General features: G+C 41.7%; 14 protein-coding genes. 2 read left to right on the top strand and 12 right to left on the bottom strand.

All coding sequences use genetic code 11. From position 1 onward, the window contains the following. Positions 1–42: 42 nt before the first annotated feature. The 9 genes from Q7U10_09015 to Q7U10_08975 form a co-directional block, all read right to left on the bottom strand. On the bottom strand, positions 43–1,587 hold the full coding sequence (locus Q7U10_09015) for a peptidyl-prolyl cis-trans isomerase (GenBank protein ID MDO8282740.1): 1,545 nt from the start codon (positions 1,585–1,587) through the stop codon (positions 43–45). A 95-nt stretch (positions 1,588–1,682) separates the two neighbouring features. Beyond that, positions 1,683–2,753 carry a hypothetical protein gene (locus Q7U10_09010; GenBank protein MDO8282739.1) on the bottom strand — a complete coding sequence of 357 codons (1,071 nt, stop codon included), beginning with the start codon at positions 2,751–2,753 and terminating at the stop codon, positions 1,683–1,685. Positions 2,754–2,805: 52 nt separating this feature from the next. Then, positions 2,806–3,312, bottom strand: a complete 507-nt coding sequence (locus Q7U10_09005) for a hypothetical protein (protein MDO8282738.1) — start codon at positions 3,310–3,312, stop codon at positions 2,806–2,808. A 122-nt stretch (positions 3,313–3,434) separates the two neighbouring features. Further along, entirely contained in the window at positions 3,435–4,025 is a 591-nt protein-coding gene (locus Q7U10_09000; GenBank protein MDO8282737.1) for a hypothetical protein, read from the bottom strand. Between the two features lie 76 nt (positions 4,026–4,101). Next, the gene (locus Q7U10_08995) at positions 4,102–6,354 is read right to left on the bottom strand and encodes a hypothetical protein (GenBank protein MDO8282736.1); all 2,253 of its coding nucleotides are present in this window, start codon (positions 6,352–6,354) and stop codon (positions 4,102–4,104) included. Positions 6,355–6,408: 54 nt separating this feature from the next. Continuing rightward, positions 6,409–8,067, bottom strand: coding sequence for a hypothetical protein (locus tag Q7U10_08990; protein MDO8282735.1), 1,659 nt, complete (start codon positions 8,065–8,067; stop codon positions 6,409–6,411). A 1-nt stretch (position 8,068) separates the two neighbouring features. Then, positions 8,069–9,040, bottom strand: a complete 972-nt coding sequence (locus Q7U10_08985) for an NHL repeat-containing protein (protein ID MDO8282734.1) — start codon at positions 9,038–9,040, stop codon at positions 8,069–8,071. 216 nt (positions 9,041–9,256) lie between these two features. After that, positions 9,257–10,396, bottom strand: coding sequence for a cytochrome c3 family protein (locus tag Q7U10_08980; GenBank protein ID MDO8282733.1), 1,140 nt, complete (start codon positions 10,394–10,396; stop codon positions 9,257–9,259). A gap of 92 nt (positions 10,397–10,488) precedes the next feature. Then, positions 10,489–11,493, bottom strand: coding sequence for a cytochrome c3 family protein (locus tag Q7U10_08975; GenBank protein ID MDO8282732.1), 1,005 nt, complete (start codon positions 11,491–11,493; stop codon positions 10,489–10,491). 515 nt (positions 11,494–12,008) lie between these two features. Here Q7U10_08975 and Q7U10_08970 point away from each other — a divergent pair. Together Q7U10_08970 and Q7U10_08965 are read left to right on the top strand one after the other, a co-directional pair. Next, positions 12,009–13,757: a Wzy polymerase domain-containing protein gene (locus tag Q7U10_08970; GenBank protein ID MDO8282731.1), complete on the top strand. Its 1,749-nt coding sequence runs from the start codon at positions 12,009–12,011 to the stop codon at positions 13,755–13,757. Between the two features lie 11 nt (positions 13,758–13,768). Further along, positions 13,769–15,628 (top strand): Wzy polymerase domain-containing protein, encoded by a 1,860-nt coding sequence (locus Q7U10_08965; protein ID MDO8282730.1) that lies wholly within the window; start codon positions 13,769–13,771, stop codon positions 15,626–15,628. Between the two features lie 16 nt (positions 15,629–15,644). On the opposite strand, the gene Q7U10_08960 is transcribed toward Q7U10_08965, so the two are convergent. From Q7U10_08960 to Q7U10_08950, 3 genes are all read right to left on the bottom strand, one after another. Continuing rightward, positions 15,645–17,051: a sigma-54 dependent transcriptional regulator gene (locus tag Q7U10_08960; GenBank protein MDO8282729.1), complete on the bottom strand. Its 1,407-nt coding sequence runs from the start codon at positions 17,049–17,051 to the stop codon at positions 15,645–15,647. A gap of 15 nt (positions 17,052–17,066) precedes the next feature. Further along, entirely contained in the window at positions 17,067–18,512 is a 1,446-nt protein-coding gene (locus tag Q7U10_08955) for an ATP-binding protein (protein MDO8282728.1), read from the bottom strand. Between the two features lie 184 nt (positions 18,513–18,696). Beyond that, positions 18,697–19,353 (bottom strand): tetratricopeptide repeat protein, encoded by a 657-nt coding sequence (locus Q7U10_08950; GenBank protein MDO8282727.1) that lies wholly within the window; start codon positions 19,351–19,353, stop codon positions 18,697–18,699. Positions 19,354–19,429 lie beyond the last annotated feature (76 nt).

Raw genomic sequence — 19,429 nt, 5'->3', positions numbered from 1 at the left:
GATGTTTTCCATTTGAGTTATATATATAACATAAATTTCAAGCTATTTAAAGCCCTTTTCAAAAGCCTTAACAGCATCTTCATCGATAAATATTTCTGTGTCTGCCTTTAACTGCTCTATGTTCTTATCATGTATCTTACTAAACTGTTCCGCCATATATGCCCTGTAAACATCCGGCTTCACAGCGCTTAACGCCTTTACCTGCGGCTCTTCCATCACCTGTATATGAAAGATACTGAATAAAGAATCCACCTCAAGAACAGGGCTGATATCACCCGGCTTTAGTGTATTAATAATTTCCTTAAGCGGCAAAGGAAGTTCGCTTATGTAACGCCAGCCTATACTGCCTCCCTTCTCAGCAGACGCCTGATCCTTGGACCTCATCCTTGCAAGCCAGGAAAAGTCCGATCCCTTCACAAGACTGCTATGTATTTCAGCAGCCTCATCCATCTTCTCTACGGTTATCACCTGAATTTTATATCGGGCAGGCGTAAGATAATTTTCCTTATGCTTATCAAAATACGCATTCAATATTTCCTCAGACACCTCAATATTCGGCAAGATGACCTCATTGATATACATATTTTGCAAGACCTGGTTCTCATACCTCCTGACCATCCCTTCAAGTTTAGGCTGGAGGTCATGGCGGCGTCTCAACGCCTCCTGATCCACCAGTTTACGAGTGATCCAGCTATTCAGGAGCTGTTCATTAGTGATCTTGATAACAGGAGGCAGCAAAGCTATAAATTCTCCTACAGTCAAAACCTCACCATTAACAGTTACAAGGATCCTGCTGTCATTAGCCAACTTTGCTCTTTCGCCATCCTCAGCACCGAGTTTAAGAGATGAGAGAATGTCATTATCGATCTTCAGGGAGGACTGTTCACGCAGTTCCTTAAGATACTGATTGCTTCTCTCTTCTTCTTTAAGGGTGCTGAGACTCTTTACTATATGAGCCCTTATGCTTTCAAGCTTGTCATCAGGAGCATCCCCAACACTGAGGAGTTTCAGGATATAATAAACGCCTTTGACCTCAAGAACATCACTGTACTCGCCAGGGTTAAGCGTTGAAACTGCTTTCTGCATAGACGGAGCAAGAGACTTATAAGTAAATTCTTTCCCTTCATCTATCCTGTTGATACCGGCATCCTCTTTTGAGACCTGACTTATATCAGATCCCTGCAGGACCATATCCTTAAGCTTTAATGCGTCCTCTTTTGTATTTAGGCCGAAAACGTCCAATTTAAAGACCTTATAGTTGTCCTTGTAATACTTCTTTATATCGTCTTCTTGGATCAATGAAACCTTTTTTAATATCTCATCTTCATGAAGCATCAATACTGACTCCCTAAGAATATATGCCTGGATCTTCTCTTTTGCCTCAGGGTATTCCTGTATACCCATACGGCGTGCCTCCTGAACGATTAGCCTATCACTGATCAGTTTATTCAGATAATCCCTTATATTAAGCGCTTTGGCGGTAGAGAGGTCCTCTCTCCTGTGCTCAACACCTAATGAATATGAAAGGTCATCTCTGGTTATGGGATCCCCATCTACATATGCAAGTGCATCTGTTCTTTTACCCATAGAAGCACAGCCCGAAAGAAGCCCTGCTGATACTAATAAACAAATCATGATAAAGGGGCTTACAAATCCGACATATTGCTGCAAACATTTATTCTTCAGTTCCATTTTGTCTTCTCCAGATTATTAACCAATTTTGTAACTATCTTATCTGCCACTTTGTCAACTGACCTGAGCCTGCGCCAGTCATATATTATAACATCATCATCCCCGCTCATCTGACCATGGTCGTACCAAAGGATCTTTTTGTTCACGGATCCGATAAGCCTAGCGGAAACAGACGCCGCCGGAGGGGCATTGAGCTGCACCCCGTTAAAATAAAGTCCGACTTCACCTAATAAAAAACCATCCACATCAATAACTTTCGTAAGCTCAGTAATAGTAGCATAGTCAAGATTCCCCTTAACCCTGATCCTGAGATCAATTAACTGCTTCCTGACCTCCCCATACTCTACAGGTATAAAACTGCTATCTTTAAAAAGATGAACCACGAACATCTGAGAGGCTATCTTGCCTGCATCTTTATAATCAGTATCATTCATGAACGGCATCACAGCTATCCTGTATGCGGCATCCTTTTGCGGCGTTTCTGTAGTGAATGATTCAAACAGACTTTTAACAACTTTCGGGATAAGTTTATCCATCTCTTTGATCTCTCCAAGGCCGAGCACCGTGATGAAATCATCCCCTGTGGCAGAGAAATAATCAGCCCATAGTATAGAGCCGTCAGATGGATCAATTAGTCTGGCTATAAGCCCAAACCTGGGTTTCTCCTCTACGGAGTATGATACTATGGAGCCCAGCAATATCCCTTCTACATTAAAAATATCAGATATTTTTTTAGCAAGCCCTTTTGATATGTTCCCGGTTTCCCGCATCCTATCCTTGCAAATACTCGAATAAAGCTCCTGCTCCCCAACTACATAATACCCGCGATCCTTCATCTCTTCCTGAATGACTGGCATAAGAGCATTTAACGCATTATCATCAATAGTAAAGTTGTCAAAAGGGAATATCGCTATTCTTTTCCCGACAGCTCTTTTGTTAATTTCAGGCTTTTCAGAAGATAATAGACTGTCCGATGCCTTTACTGATGTCTCGGAAAGATAAAAAAAAAAGATCGGCAGGATAAGTAAACATGGCTTCGCAATATATTTAATAAATTTCATATCAGGCTCAACTATTCAAAAACAGCCATTAAAGGAAAAATACAAAATAGAATTAATATGATGACAGGGTAGCTATGCCTTCCCTGACGATGTTTGAAGTAGTCTCACTTAAAGTGGGAGTCCTTGCACCAAAGTGCCTTGCCATAAAACCGGCTCCTGGACTTGTCTTTGAGACAGACCAGAGTATATCACCTGCGCCTGTATCTACCATCATCAATGTGATAGATACTTCAGCAACTGTTACATTGTCTCTCCTGACTTCAGCGTAATTATCAACCGAACCCGTTACAACAGCCTCAACTCTAAGAAATTTGCCCAATGCCCTGATCTCCTCAACGCTGGGAGATGAGATTGACTTTACACCTATGCTGCTGATAGCTGCCATGACATCTCCCGGAACCACAACGTCTACAAATCCGGAAGCAAGCATCTCAGTAGTCACTACCTGCCTGACCGCTTCAGAAGCACTTTTGTTCGATGTAAAATTATCAAGCGGGAGAATTGCTACTCTCTTTATGAAACTGAAATCAACATTCTCTTTGATATGATAAGAAGTCACTGAGCCCGCGCATCCTGTCAAAATAGGCGCTAGCAAAAACATAAGAAACAATAAACTCCAGCTTTTAAAATGTATCAGTTTCATAAGATTAAATCATATATATACATTATATAAATTAGTTGTTATTTTAATGTATCAATAGACTCTTTTACAACTTCCCGGGCCACTTCATCAAGGGTCTTTCCCTCAATACCAAAGTGCCTCGTCAGAAAACCCGGCCCGCCGGCAGTATTTGAAACAGACCAGACAGTATCTCCATTTTCTGCCTCTATCATCCTGAGGGTCAAAGCAGCCTCAGGATACTCAACAGATGCCCCTTTTATTATCCCCAGAGTTGAAACAGAACCCCTTATCACCGCATCCACATCAAGGCTTTGCCCAAGGCTCTTGATCTCATCTAAAGTCAATAAAGAAGCAGACTGCACCTTAAGCTGAGTCAGTTGCATCATGACCTCTCCCTCTTCAACAACCTCAAACCCGCTTGCCAGCAATTCAATAACTACCTTCTCCCTTATCTTCTCCCCTGCATATTTATCAGAAGCAAAGTTCTCAAAAGGAAGTACAGCTACTTTTTTTACAAGGGCAATATTATAATCTGGCTTTTTATAATATTTGTTAACTGCGCAACCGTATAAAAACACGATATCAGCCAGCAGTAAGATTATAAGGACCTTAAAAAAAGATCTTTTGACAATATTTCCGGCTAAATCCACTTTAACTATCCCTTATATAAGATTAAAATATTTAAAGCATATAGTATACACTATGCTTTTCGTTAAGAAAATCATATCAGAACCTTAAGCTCAATCCTGCGTTTACACTGCTATTCTCGCTCTTAGTCTCTTCCTGTTTCTGCTCATAAGAGTATGAGGTCTGAAGATCAGCAAACCTCTTAATGTGCCATGTCCCGATGAAAGAGATATAATCTGCAGTAAAACTGTCGGGCTGAGAATATGAATGGCGATAAGTGGTGCCTAACTGTATTACCGGAATAGGCCTCCAGTCAGCAACAAATACCTCCCTGATCACTGAACTTCCTGCTGAAGAAGAGGAATAGTTGAGATCGCCTGACAAATTAACAAACTTTCCGGGCCTGTACGTAATGGATGCAGAGCCGCTTCGGGATTGAACCTGTTCAGCATCAGTTGTCATCCAGTTAAAACCGTAACGTAACGTGCCTGATAACTTTGTTGTCAGGTCAGTATCAATGGCTCCGCTTATGTATTTAGATGAAGATTGAGATAGAGACAGTAAATTTTCAGAACTGGTATATCCTATATCCGTGACCATATTAAGGTCTTTGTAAAGCCTTGACCCTATTGTTAGGAAGACTGAATTATTAGTCGATTCTTTTACTTCAAAACTCATTGACTCAGTCCGTGTCAGCGCAAGATTGGCGTTAAGATACGGGATCGGAACATAAGCAAATTTCAAAGAGTAACTATTAGAGGCGCTATCAGTTTTAAAAGTATTATCATATGCCTGGCTGAACTGCATACGGAAATCAGCGGTCAGCAGCCTGTGGGCCAGCCAGGTAGAACCAAAGGCAAAGCTCTTTGTAATTCTGCTGCTGTAATCAGGATCGTCTTGATTGCTTTTGGATTTTAAAAATATACTTGTGATAATAGAAGAAAAAGAACCAACTGTTAATGAAGGGTTTTGATCAGATTTATCTATAGAGTAATTCAGGGTGAATCTAAGCTTTCTGAAGGGCTGATATGTAGATAACAGATCGATCCTCTGGAATATAGATGTGCTGAAACTCTTGAGAACACCTGACTCCGGGATAACTTCTATGCCGTAAGCCTCTATCTGAGTTACAAAAACATTCGACACTCCGCTGACAGCCATATTGACCGCCTTGAAATAGACAGCTTTTGTTGGAGCCGCAAGCTTGATCTCATAACGGTAAATATTATTAGCTGCATCGAAAACAGATACACTTATACCGATAATACCTATCGGACTCCATGTGCCGATCAGATTCATATCACTCCAATATACCTTCCAGTTGCCGGGTAGAGTAAGGTTAAGATCACCGCTTACATTTTTGTTGACATATATATATAACCTGTCAACAGCATCGGCCTTGGAGACCTGGATGCCCATGTTTTGATATTCATCAAAACCATAACTGCTGAGGCCGATGCCTGTAGAGGTAATAAGATCCGGATCGGTCAGGCCGGGCTTTGAAGAGAGATTATCAACGTCAGGTTCTAAGAACGTCCCCTGCGCGTATAAGCCGACTCCTGTCCTCTCAAAAAGTACATCACCGGTCATGTTAGAAAAGCTCTCTCCGGTACTTCTTGTAAAATTGCCGTCATACGCAGCAGAAAAAAAGAGCTTGCTGTCAAGAAATTTTCTTGAATGCCCCACCCTGTAATGCCCTGAAAAATCATCTCTTACACTTTTATAAGTTACACTCAGCGGATCCTGATATGCTCTATGTGAATAGTTAAGATACATACTTAAATCAAGCACTTGCGATGGAAGCTTATAAAACGAGTTGAAATTATACCCGTTACTGGTGCTATTAACAGATGCACCGTCATTATTATTCTCCCTGTTAAACTCCGCCGACAGCGAAGGAAGCGCCACAGGATTCACCTTGAAAACACTATAAAAGTTGTCCCGTATCCTCTTGTTTTCATCGCTTACGAAAGTCCCGGAGAACATCACCTCACGCCTCCTGAAACCGGTACTGATCTCATACATCGGGTTTTTTAATGACAGATTGATACCGGGTTCAAGTGTTTTTTGGGAAGTGGTGGTGGTTAATCCGTAAGGGTCTTCTGTATCAGAATCCGAATAATTTGTCCTTAACTCCAGATTGTATGATAACAATTCGTTTATATGTCTTGAAAACGAAAGCCTGAGATTCTTCTGCGTAGAATTAGTTAAAGTCTTTTCACCGTCATTAACCGCCTCAGAAACTGTATTCTCAATATTCCCCATTCCTGTAAGCGCGGCTGATGATACAGAGGGAACAATACATAAGAAAAGTATTGACAGAGCTATGGTCTTAAATTTGATTATCTGCATAGTTACACTGGCCAAAAAAGAGTTATTTGATCACTCTCTGATAAATAACTTAAATCACTGCTCAGAAAACATTGCTATTCCGTATGGGTTCCTGCCGACCGGTATTGCCTTCTCTTCAATGGTGTTTATGGTATTGATAACAGAAACGCTGTCCGAGCTTCTGCTGACAACATAGAGTTTCCTTGACTGAGGATCAAGCATAAAGGTTCTGGGAGAATCACCCACAGGGATACTGTTAATTATCGGACTTATGAGAGACCTTGAGTTCCCGGAACCTTCAAAATATGAATTGATGACCATTATCTCTGAAGGCATCTCTTTAAGAATGTAAACCCTGTCAAAGACAGGGTTTACAGCAACTCCAATAGCAGAGGAACCGATATTATCAATATAATTAATACTGCCCGAAGAATCCCCGTTAACAATTGAGACGATATCAATAACAGAGATCCTGTCAGAATCATTATTGGCAACATAGAGCCTGCCTCTGCTGTAATCAACAAAAAGCGCTATAGGACTCCACCCGACATCAATATTAAGGACATCTTCAACCCTGTTATTGAGAATATTTACTTTGAGAACAGAAATACTGTTTGAGTTCTTGTTCGCAACATACACATTAAGATACTTAGTACGGTAGTTCCGAAGAATGCTGATCTCTGAAGGGTCAAGAAATCTTGAACTGAACAGTTCTATAAGAGGCGGGTCTGCCGCCACCGCTATAGGCCCGTTCCCGACGCTGACATTATCAACCTCATGAAAAGTAACAGGGTCAATGATCGATACCATATTTGAGTCATAATTCGAAACAAATACGAGTTCCCTGTTGGAAGACACCTCTGCAACCGCAATACCCTCAGGCCCCCTGCCAAGCCTTATGGGTATCTCCTGTTCTACCCTGTTGGTTGCGGGATCAATAACTGACACACTGTTTGAACCTGAATTCGCAACATATATCTTAAGGCGTTCTTTTCTGAGGCCGGCAATTATCCCCCTGGGCTTCTTTCCCACCATGATGCTGCCGACAACCTCTCCTGACTGCCTGTTTATTACAGAGACATTGCCTGAGTCCTCATTGGTAACATAAACCAGCAGGCTGCTAAGTTCAGGAGCTTTTGAAGTTATGGAAAACAACGGCTTGAACATGTATCCTTCATCAACAGAACCATCCGGGTTCCATTTAACAAAAAGCGCTTCACTCTGATTTTCACGCACTATTAAATTAATAGGGACTTCAATGACTTCAGGGGGGAGAGCAAGTGTTGCGGTTTGTTCATGACTCTTGATAGAAGCATCTGTGATCGTAAACTTCAGCTTTCTATATTCACCCTCAGGAATCCGTATCTCGCCAAGCAGAACCTGATGCCCCTTTATTTTAAAAGAGTTGACTGCAACAGGCTTATCAATAACATCGCTGTAATTCCCGTCCTTAGACATGACGCTGACGCCTGAAAGTATAAAACTGATATCCAGCGATGTCTTGTCAGGGCCGTTAAGATATAAGACGATCTGGCTGTTGAAAAGAGCCTGCTTTTGATCCCTTAGAGACTCATCTTTTATAAAAGTTGTACAGCCTGAAATGCAGAGGATAAAAGATAGAATTAAAATCCGTGAGAATGATGAAATAAAAACAGATGAAAATAAAGCAGAATAACTCGGGCGGCTTTTAAGACAGGGCTTACGCTTGGCATTGTCTGAACTATACCTGATCATCTTAATATGGTTTAAATATCTGAACCCTGTGGTTAAACAGGTCTGTTACTATCACATCTCCTTCTTTACTTACGCTGATGTCTGTGGGGAACCTGAACCATCCGTCACTGAATCCCATGCCGCCAAACTCAAAAAGCAGGTTGCCGTTCTTATCATATGTATTAACTGTATGGCGCATATAGTCTAACACATAAACCCAGCCTCTCTTGTTATCTATCGCAACAGCCCTCGGCCTGCTGAGCTTACCCGTGCTGCCGCCTTTTTCCCCGAACTGGTATATGAACTTTCTATTCTCATCATAGACATATATATGCCCAGTCTCTTCGCTCACAAGGTATATCAATCCGGAATCATCAATTGATACGTTTATCAGTGCAACCTTCTTTTCATCCTCTGCAGGAGACATGATATCGATTATCTTAAAGTTATTGTCAAGGACCAGAACTCCGGGAAAATAAAGGCCTGCAATATAGAGATTATTCTTCTTGTCAAAGGCAAGACGGTGCGGAACAAAAGACTCTGCGCCTTCAAAACCATCCAGATAAATATCACGCATCCACTTAAGGCAGGGGTTAAAGACAGATATCCTGTATCTCGGATTATTCTCTGAATATGACTGTGCTACATACAGGTTGCCATCAGGATCAACAGTAAGTCCTTCGGGCAGCTCAATCTTATCACTTTTACCAAGTGAATGAAGCGGAAAGAGGTCAGAGGAATAAATTATTACACGCCCTTTACCATCTATTATGTAAATCTCATCCATCACAGGCTCAGACATCGCAAATGAAGGCCTGGCAAGCTTATTCCACTCTTCATCATAATCGATCTTATCGAAATACCTTACAAGCGAGCCCTGTGCGTGAAGAAGGCCAGGATAACCAATAATTAAGAAAAAAGAGAAGAGCAACAAGCTGAAATAACTGCTTTGAAGTTCGTATCTCCTGATTGTAATGTTCTTGCTGTATCTCATAATTCGTATTATAAACTACGGCTTGTTTGTCATTTCCACTTTCACGGTAATGACGCATAGGTGATATTTATTATGCAGCATTCAATAGTATTAATTATATAACGCAAGGCATTCATTTTGTTTATGAGCTCAGGATAAAAAAAAAGGTTGTTCATTTATCATGAGCAACCTTTTGATAATTCTATGTAGATTAAAAAATATCGAACCGGTACTTAGTTAGATGCCGTCTTTTTCTGTATGACAGGCAAAACAGCCGGTTCCTGCAGCAGGCCCTGTAGTTCCAACCACCATATCATTCATATCCCATCTAAGCATGTCAGGAAAGTCAGTTGCATGAGCCTTGTGACAAGAGAGACACATTACAATGTCAGTACCTGGATTTACTACACCGCTAATGCCCGTTAGCGCTGCAAGTGGCTTTGCAACAGGAGCGCTTACTTTATATGCTGTATAAGCGGCATATTCACGGCCAATGTCAGACGGGAGTACTATATCAGTCGGGTGCCTAATGAACGGTGATGAAAAGGAACCATCTCCCGTACCGTCCAAGATGTGAAATTCACCATGACAGGTGCCGCAGAACCCGCTCATAGTATGAGTTGCCGGCTGTATATTAGGAACTGGTGTGGCAGAATGACAACTGTTGGTGGCGCAACTAACAGTTTCTGTTGAACCTAAATATTCATTATGTTTGGCTGCGTCTACATTCTGCCATTCGCTTCCGGAAACGTTATTTTCATAACCTTTAACGCCCCTTAGAAACCTGTAGCTGTTGTAATTATCATCAGCTGTGCTTGTGTTATCGGTTGAAATATTTTTATGATGAGCACCCTTTAAAGAATTAAGAGGAGTAAGAAAAGTAGGACCCGCTAAAGCCCTTAAGCCATGACAACCATTAGTACCGGCGCATGTAAGCCTGTCATCACCAATCAGTTTACCAACAACCGAAGAATGAGCGAGCCAATCTCCTCCGGGCGGGATATCAAGAACATCATCAGGATTTGCAAGATCAATGATATTATGCCCTCTGGTGTCAGAAGCAGTTAAGTAATTAAAGTTACCGCCTGCAAGGTCATCAGTACCTGTGTGCATTACCTGCGGTACATTGTTAAGAATTTTTGATGAACCGGCATTACTATGACACCCGAGACAGTCATCAGTTAACAGGACATCATTTGCAGCACCACCTGTTACTGTACTGCCATCCTGACTATTGTGCATTGTGTGGCAGTTAGAGCATACACCTGTAAGCGCATAAACAGGTGAGAGAGATGACAATACAATTAGAGCCATAAAAACCGATGCGATAATTATTTTGTTTAGTACCCCATCTTTTTTTCTTTTATTTATCATCATATTTCCTTTTGTTTTTTTTACATCTATGGGCTTAATCATTGTTTAAACCCATAGATGTAAGGGGAACCGAAGTTCCCCTTACCTATGTCAAATTACCTCTGATTTACGTGACAAGCAAGACATCCTGTTGTGCCGCCGCCGCCTGCATTAGCATTAAGACCGCTGTATGCAAACCTGAGAAGATCAGGCTGGTTAGATGCATGTGCGCGGTGACATGACAGACACATTACATTACCTTTAGCTGCTGTATAGTTGGTAGTTGTAGTTGTAGCCATACCGGACCTGTCTGCTGAAACGAATGCAAACGGGGTATTAACATAATCTATTGTCGCTGAAGCCATTGCTCCTGTTAAAAGCAAATCCGTCGGGTGACGTTTCCAGGGAGAAGCAGTACCTGTCTCGCCAGCGGTTGCGCCATGGAAATCATCATGACAGTTGTTGCAGAACTGGCTGATGCTGTCTGTGCCGCCTGCTGCATAAATATTGTGGTTTGTACCATCTACTGTGCCTTGTTCATAGTCAGCTGAAGATGTTCCGGCAACGTTAGTACCTGCACCTGAATTGTCAGCTGCTATCTTAAGGAACTTGTAAGTAACTTTTGTTGCATGGTGCATTCCCTTCACAGCATCCGTACTGCCGGCAGATGTGTGATTACCATGACAACCATTGGTACCGCCACACTTAAGCTGTGCGGTAAGTGCATTGCCTGTTCCATCCATTGTATTGCCTGGAGGATCATTAAGAAGTGTAGTATCTTGGTCAGCTGTGGAGTACGCTAAAACTGACAAGTCTGATACGTTGTGTGTCATAGTCTGTGATGTTGCATAGTCATCGTTAAAAGAACCACCTGACGGCATACCTGTTCCACCTGTTTTATCAACGAGTGGTGCACCAGAACCAGAACCGGTACCGCCATGACAACCCAAACATTCATCTGCACTCTTCAAAAGCGTGGCATTTGGAGTTCCAGCTGATCCATCCTGACTTGCGTGCATCGTGTGGCAGTTAGAACATACACCGCCGACTGCATTAGCTGTTCCGTAGAACGCGAATGCAACCACGATTACTAAACACATTGCTAATAGTAATCTTTTCATCTTTGTTTCCTCCTTTTTGTTTATTACTTTAAAAAAGTAATTTGGTTTAAAAGCTTTTCGAGTCTTGCCTGTATTTATTGTTTTCATTATTTATTATCCTGTTCCATCGATTAATGATGCAATTCCCATACCAATTTTATCATGAAGCATGAAAAAATCTAATTATCCATTATAATCAAGCAAGTTACGTATAAAATTGACTGAAAATATTAAATGTTTATTTAAATTTTAAATTACAGTTGATAGATTTAACCAACTTAAAGCGTTATTTCACACAGCTTGGCACTAACTTTAATATCCTGCCTGATAATTAAGCAATACTCATTATGTATAAAGCAAAAATTGTCTCATGGTTTGATCAGTCTCAGTTAACTGTCCAACTCAACCAGACATCATTCTAAAAAATGTTCAGTATTTTAAACTATGCTTCTTTTTAATTTCAAGTGCTTAATTATTGCCAGCCTTTTTTGACATGCCCGAAGGATTCTGGTATTTTTAGCTGGGTGAATAGAGATATGATAAAGAGAATTTATTTATGGATACTTGCGCTGCTCTTTCTGGTGATTTCACATATAACCATAAGGAACTTCGGCGCGCCGCTTGTCCTGCCTGTGGCATATTTTGTCTGGATAACTCTGTCAGGACTTGTGCTTCTTTCAGTGATACATATATTCAATGAATGGAAGATAACAGTCCCGCGCCTTTCCTTATATATATTAATCTTTCTGTTATCACTGCTTCCTTCTGCCCTCTTTAATCCGATAATAGACAGGCATTCATTTATATTTGAAACAGCCGGGCTCATTGGCGGGATAATATTCTTTATAGCCTTACATCAATGTGAGCTTTCTGATGAGGAGAAGGAGCGGCTCTTATATGCAATATTCATCTCCGGCATGATAGAGTCGCTGATAAGTTTGTTTCAGTACTTCAACCCTGAAATAAGCATCTTTCTTATAGCAGCGCCTGCCCCGATCAAGGTATTTGGCAATTTCCAGCACCAAAATATCCTTGCCTCATATCTTGCGACATCTATTGTGATATCGCTTTATCTTTTAACAGGGCAGATATTCAGGGGATTCAGCAGTTGGCTTAAAACTCTCTTTTATCTTATTGTGCTGCTCATGTGCTTTATTATTTTTCTCACAGGCTCAAGGGCAGGAGTGATAGAGGCAGGAGCCGGAGCGCTTATACTCCTGGCAGCGAGGTACGTGCATTACAGAGAGAAGGCGCTCTACCCTTTCATATGGCTGATGATGATATGCTTGGGAATAACCGGCAGTGTGGCTGCTGAGAAGTATTACTACAAAAGGGACTCTGCGCTCAGCTCTGTAGGTCAGAAGATAGAGATGACGATGGAGAGCATGTCCGGGGATGAGGTAAAGGACATGAGGGTGCCGATGTACCTTACGGCAGTCAACATGATAAAAGACAGGCCGCTGATCGGCCACGGGCCCGGCAGCTTCGGCAGCAAGTTCATGCATTACAGGAGCAGGCTTGCCAAAGAACATCCTGAATATCCATATGAAGTTGCCTTTACGTTACATCCGCATAACGAGTTTTTATACAGGACTGCGGAGTCAGGCTTACTTGGCGGGACGGGGCTGCTGTTGGTCGGGGTTGGCTTTATGGTATGCCTTATCAAACTCGGCAGAGAGCGTGGCGGAACTTATGCGGCCTTTTTATTTCCGATAGCATTTGATACTCAGGTAAGTTATCCGCTTTACCAGTCCATGCCCCATTGGGCGCTCTTTCTTTTCTTACTATATCTGCCGTCGTCGTATTTCATAAAAGAGATCAGGATAAAACCTGTCAGACTGCTAAAGACAGGCGCGCTTGCTACTGCTGCCATGCTCTTTATGGTCATAACTTACCTCTCAATAACAACCCTCAATCTTCAGAGAGCTATGAAAAAATATCAGGACTTGCTTATTATAGGACTTGTCAGGCCTGAACTTATTGAACCTGCTGTCGACAATGTGTATCTTGAACAACTTGGCAAGAGGTTTTATTTTGATGCCAATTTCAGGATCGGACTTCTGAATGGTGACAAGAAATCAATAGAAGACTTTGCTGACTTTTGTATTAAGGAAAAAGAGGTCTTCCCTCATCCGGATGTATACCAAAGAGGGTCGTTCTCTCTATATGTCGTCGGGAGAAAAGATGAGGCATACAAGCTCCTTGAGGAAGGACTGGGTCTTTACCCCGGCTGGAACAGTATGGTCAAATTAAAACAGGATTTTGAATCTTCTGATGCGAAATAAAGGAGCATGAATTGACACAGCTACTAAAGATATTCGAAAGATTGCCGATTGTTGTAATATCAATTATTCTGCTATGCATTATGCATATCTCCATCCCAAACATGGGAGGGACGGTCGCGCATCCGCGTGAATATTTCATCTGGATCGGATTATTTACCCTCGTTCTGCTTTCTGTCATACACGCTGTTATCAATAAGTCTTTTATCCTGCCTTCATATTTAAAATATTTCATCGCATATGTGATCCTTATTTTATCAACCAGCATATTTAATCCGATAATAAATATTGACATCTTCACAATAAACGCCCTGCGCCTTATCGGTGCTTTAATAATATGGCTCGGCATCCATCAGTTTGATTTTAATAAGAAGGCAAAAGAGAATATTCTTCTAATAGTAATGGCCTCTTGTGTCATTGAATCCATAATGATAATGCTGAAGTTTTTCGTCAATTCATATTATATCCATTCATTCGGGATAGGCTTCGCCATGAAAATAATAACCCTTACAAAATACATACCGGATGTCGGAGGTGCGTTCCAGCAGAAGAACCTCTTTGCTTCATGGACAGCAACAGGGATCGCAATATGCCTGTATTTCATAACAACTGAAAGGTTCAATGGATATAAGAATATAAAGAAAGTGTTTTTTTATTTTTACCTTTTTATATTATCTGCAGGCCTTATGGTTGCAAGCTCAAGGGCAGGCCTTGTAGGCGCAGCGCTCGCTATGATGATACTGCTACCTACAAATTGGCGGGCATACTCAGGCATAAGAAAACATCTTGCAATATGGACTCTGGTGCTTGCAGTCGGGATCAGCGCGGGGTTCTATCTTATAAGCACAAAAAGCAGCGGGGCCGGATCGATCGAGAGTACTGAAACAGCGGCAAAAGAGAGGGTGAACTGGCTGTCAGACACCAGCCAGCGGTCATTCTCTGAACGGCTTATAATGTATGACACGTCATATGAGATGTTTAAGAATAAACCTTTTTTCGGCCAGGGCTTCTCTAACTTCGGCAGCACCTTCATGTTTTATAAGGCAGACGTCTCAAAAGACAACCCGCGTTATAAGGGTATGGTCTATAACGAATTCATAAGCCATCCCCACAATGAACTTCTCTATATTCTTTCTGAATGCGGTATCGCCGGCATTCTGGCTGTCATGATCGCACTTTTCGGCATATGGAAAATACTCAGGGAGACAGGCATAAGGCAGGCCGGAATATCCATTGCGCTTTTTATGCCTCTCCTTCTGCATATGATGGTCGAGTATCCGCTGAAGCTGTCTTCTGCGCATACATTCCTTTTTATTATACTTCTATATTTATTAACCTCTCAAAATGAAAAAAAAGCAGGACTTGAAAAACTGAGCAGGCCGTTATTACTTGCTGTTGTTTTATTTGCCGTGCTGCTGTATGCGGGCATCGCCGGATACGCGCTTAAAACATTTTACGACTACAGCAGGTACAACCATTTCAAGCAACTTTATATGAATACAAATATCATCTCAGAGGAAGACATTCTGCCCGCAGTCAGTAATATATATCTGAGAAACTGGGCTGAACCGGATTACATGTACAGAAAAGCTCTTGAAGCCGCCTATGCTCCGAACATGAACATGGAGGTTATAAATAAGTTCCTTTCATGGAATGAGCTGGAAAAGAAGAGAAGGCCCGGACTGCCGTCATTTCATCTTGAGGGATTGATCTATTTCAAAATGGGCCGGCTTGATCCCGGGAACTCCCTTACATATTTTAAGAAAGCGAGAATAACTACAGAGGAAGGATTGAATCTATATCCTAATGACGCAAACCTCACATCACTAAGGCAGGAGATAATCTCAACTGCAATAGGAGGTTTTAGAAGATAAGATCTTTATTAAGAACTTATTCGATCAGTTTAAACTTCTGCATCCTGTACCTAAGAGCATCCCTGGAAAGGCCAAGGAGTTTAGCAGCCTTGGTCTGGTTGTCCCTCGTAACCTGAAGCGCCTGAATAATAAATTCCTTCTCAATATTTTCTATTGATATCCCGTCACCAGGCAGGTTAAAGCTGAATTCACCTGATTGTGCTCTATTTTCAGAATCTTCATTTTTATGAACGGGGCCGCTTCCATAATTCAATATCTCAAGCGGAAGGTGGCTTGGAAGCATCGGGCCGTCAGTTCCAAGTATAAAAACCCTCTCAACAACATTCTTAAGTTCTCTGATGTTTCCGGGCCAGTTATAGTTCAATAAAAGCTCCTGGGCCTCTTTTGATATCCCTGTGATATTCCTCCTGCACTCTCTTCTCATGGTATTAATAAAATGCATCGCCGTAGGTATAATATCCTCTTTTCTCTGCCTTAAAGCCGGAAACTCCAAAGGTATCACATTAAGCCTGTAATAAAGGTCTTCTCTGAAATTGCCTCTCTTGACCTCTTCTTTCAGGTTCCTGTTTGTAGTAGCTATGATCCTGACATCAACGGCAGTCTCTTTGAGCCCGCCTATCCTCATGAAGGTTTTTTCCTCTATCACCTTGAGGAACTTTGCCTGTGTCGATGGCTTCATATCCCCAACTTCATCAAGGTATACTGTGCCGCCGTCAGCCATTTCAAATAGGCCTTTCTTTGACGCCTTGGCATCGGTGAATGAGCCCTTTTCATATCCAAACAGCTCGCTCTCAACAAGCGTCTCGGGCAGCGCCGTACAGGTTACCTCGACAAAAGGCTTTGAGGCCCTTGGGCTATGATAATGAATTACTCTGGAAATAAGGGTTTTACCTGTGCCGCTTTCACCCTGGATCAATACGGTATTTGCATCACTTTCAGAAATTCTCTTTGCAAGGGCAACCATGTTTGACATTATCTCGGATTCGCAGATAATGCTGTCAAAATTGTATTTTTGATGCTGCTCGCTCCTGAGAAAATTGACCTCTCTCTTCAGGTCAACATTCTCCAATGCCTTTTTAATAATTATTGATACCCTGTTCAATTCAAAAGGCTTTTCCACGAAATCATATGCGCCGAGCTTTATTGCAGTGACAGCCGTTTCTATAGCACCATGAGCAGTTATGATGACAACAACGGTATCCTTGTTGAATTTTTTTATCGCCTCAAGGGTCTCCATTCCGCTGATGCCGGGCATATGAAGATCAAGCAGAACTATATCCGGAAGCTGGACCTTCAGTGTCTTCAGACCCTCATCTCCGCTTTCTGCTGTCAGCACCTCATAGCCCTCTTTATCAAGGTGCTTTTTAATCGAAGACCTTATCAGTTCCTCATCATCAACGACAAGAATTTTCACATTATGCAAATTACCAATACCCTCCTATTGCTTCGTTATCGGCAAGTATATCGTAAAGAGAGAACCCTTGCCAAGTTCACTCTCACAATTGAGCACCCCGCCGTGCTCACGAATGATCTTTCGGGTAATGGACAGGCCAAGGCCGGAACCCTTTGTTTTTCTGGTGAAGAACGGCTCAAAAATATATTCCATATCTTCAGAGGATATGCCTTTCCCTGTATCCTCAAAGCTGAGGATCAGTTTTTCGCCCCTGCTTAACTCCTTCTTTAAAGAATCGTCAAGCTCTTTATAATTCGTTTTATATGCCTTTATCGTGAGTTCCCCGCCTTCAGGCATTGCCTGGAGTGAATTGATCATCAGGTTCAGCGCAACCTGCTGCATCTGGTCAGGGTCCATTACAATATCAGGCAATTCTTCTTCTATCTGAGTATTGATCTTCACATTAAGGCTTTTAGCTTCAGGATAAATAAGAAAGACCGCCCTGTCAATAACTTCATTAATATTAAACGGCAGAAAGTGGGCGGCCTTAGGCTTTGCATAGCTCAGCAGGTCCTTTACTGTCCTGTCAAGCCTCTTGACCTGATTTAATATTTTGTCTGTTATGACCTTCTGGCTGCTGTCCTCACTCAGGTCAGCCTGCAGAAGCTGCACCGCACAGCTGATGCCTGTTAAGGGATTCTTTATCTCATGAGCGATTCCTGCAACTACCTCCCCGATAGTTGCAAGTTTGGCAGCCCTCTCCATCTGCTGCTCATGCGTCAGTTCAAGCTCATTTTTTGCAGATTCAAGCGCCTCTACCATATTATCAAAACTCTTTGCCAGAAGCCCGATCTCATCTTTGCTCTTTATATCCATTCTGGCGGAAAGGTCGCCCTTCTCTATCTTCTTTATAGTACGCACCATACGATTAAAAGGCCTGTCTATCAGGATGGCTATTACAAATAAAAAGGTTCCCATTATGAGTGAAAAGCCAATAAAGGCATCTAAATAATGTTCCTTTTCAAAATCTTGAAGATCTGAATGAACCTTTGCGAGGGATAACTCAACATCCATGACACCGAGCACATCTTTTTCAGCCCCATGACATTTGTGGCACGCGGAACTATTTTTTATCATTGTCAGCTTGGATGCATAGATCATATCATTCTTCTTGATCATGAAGGGCTCGAAATGATTTCCCTCACGGTACTTTGCCAGGTCTTCATCATATATCTTTTTCCCAATGTCAGCGGGATCTGATGAGACAACTATGGTGCCGTCATCAGGAAGAAATATCCGGATCTCTTTCAGTTCTTCACTGTCCTTGACAAGGCTTTCCATCATTGTCTGGAGATCTTTCCACCTGCTCTTCAACATAAGAACCATTATGCCGTGGGCTATCCTGTCAGAAAGCAGGACAGTCTTCTCCTTCTGTGCCCTAAGAAGCTTCTCTTCGGTCAGATTAATATCCCTCCGGGTAGTTACAATCATAATAATGGAAATCAGGAGGAAGGTGATGATGGCAATCTTAAATTTAAGGCTGTTAAGGTTAAACATTGATAATTATAATACTATATATCTTTTTTTTAAAACTCTTAATAATGGATTTTTACGGGCTTATACAAACAAGGGGAAATTATTCAAATGAAAGAAAAGACGCAGCAAGAGCGGCAGATTACTCTTTGGCCTTATTGATCAGTTCGTCCAAATCCTTCGCAAGTTTTTTATCAAGGTTCAGCAATGCCTTATATTGCTCAATTGCAGGATTTAAGGAATCTTGTTTAAGCTCAAGATAAGCCACTCCAAGATTATAACGGGCAGATGCAAAATCCGGGTTGATCCTGACCGCCTCCTTATAAGCCTCAACAGCCTTTGATGTTTCATCAATATCCATGTATATATTGCCGAGATTATAGTATGCGGCTGAACTCTGTGAGTTAACCTTTACCGCCTTCTTAAGCGCATCTATAGCCTGGTCATATTTACGCAGCATTGATGAGACGACTCCGAGAGAAATATACGCCTCTTCATAATTCGGTGATATCTTAACCGCCATTTTATATGCGTCCATTGCATCGGTATATCTATGTATCTTGTAATAGGCATTGCCCATATGAAAATATGCTTCAGCATATTCAGGCTTAAGTTTAGCAGCTTGCTGGAAATTATCGATTGCCTCAGAGTATTGCATCTTTTCAGCCAGATTCAGCCCAAGCTTAAAAAAGGTCCCGGCATCAGGCTTATCTGAATATTCCGCGATTACAAATGCCGGGAAGAGCATAACAGCAATGAGAGTTAACAGAAATATTTTGATTGGGCCTCTTATATTCATAATATGAATTATACAAGAATATATAATAATTACAACTAAATAAACGGTTGCATCTTAATTCCATACTGCATAGAAA

The sequence above is a fragment of the Thermodesulfovibrionia bacterium genome (assembly GCA_030646035.1).
GTDB lineage: Bacteria > Nitrospirota > Thermodesulfovibrionia > UBA6902 > UBA6902 > JACQZG01.
The sequence above is the reverse complement of the archived record's forward strand: the minus strand, read 5'-3'. Positions and strand labels throughout refer to the sequence as shown.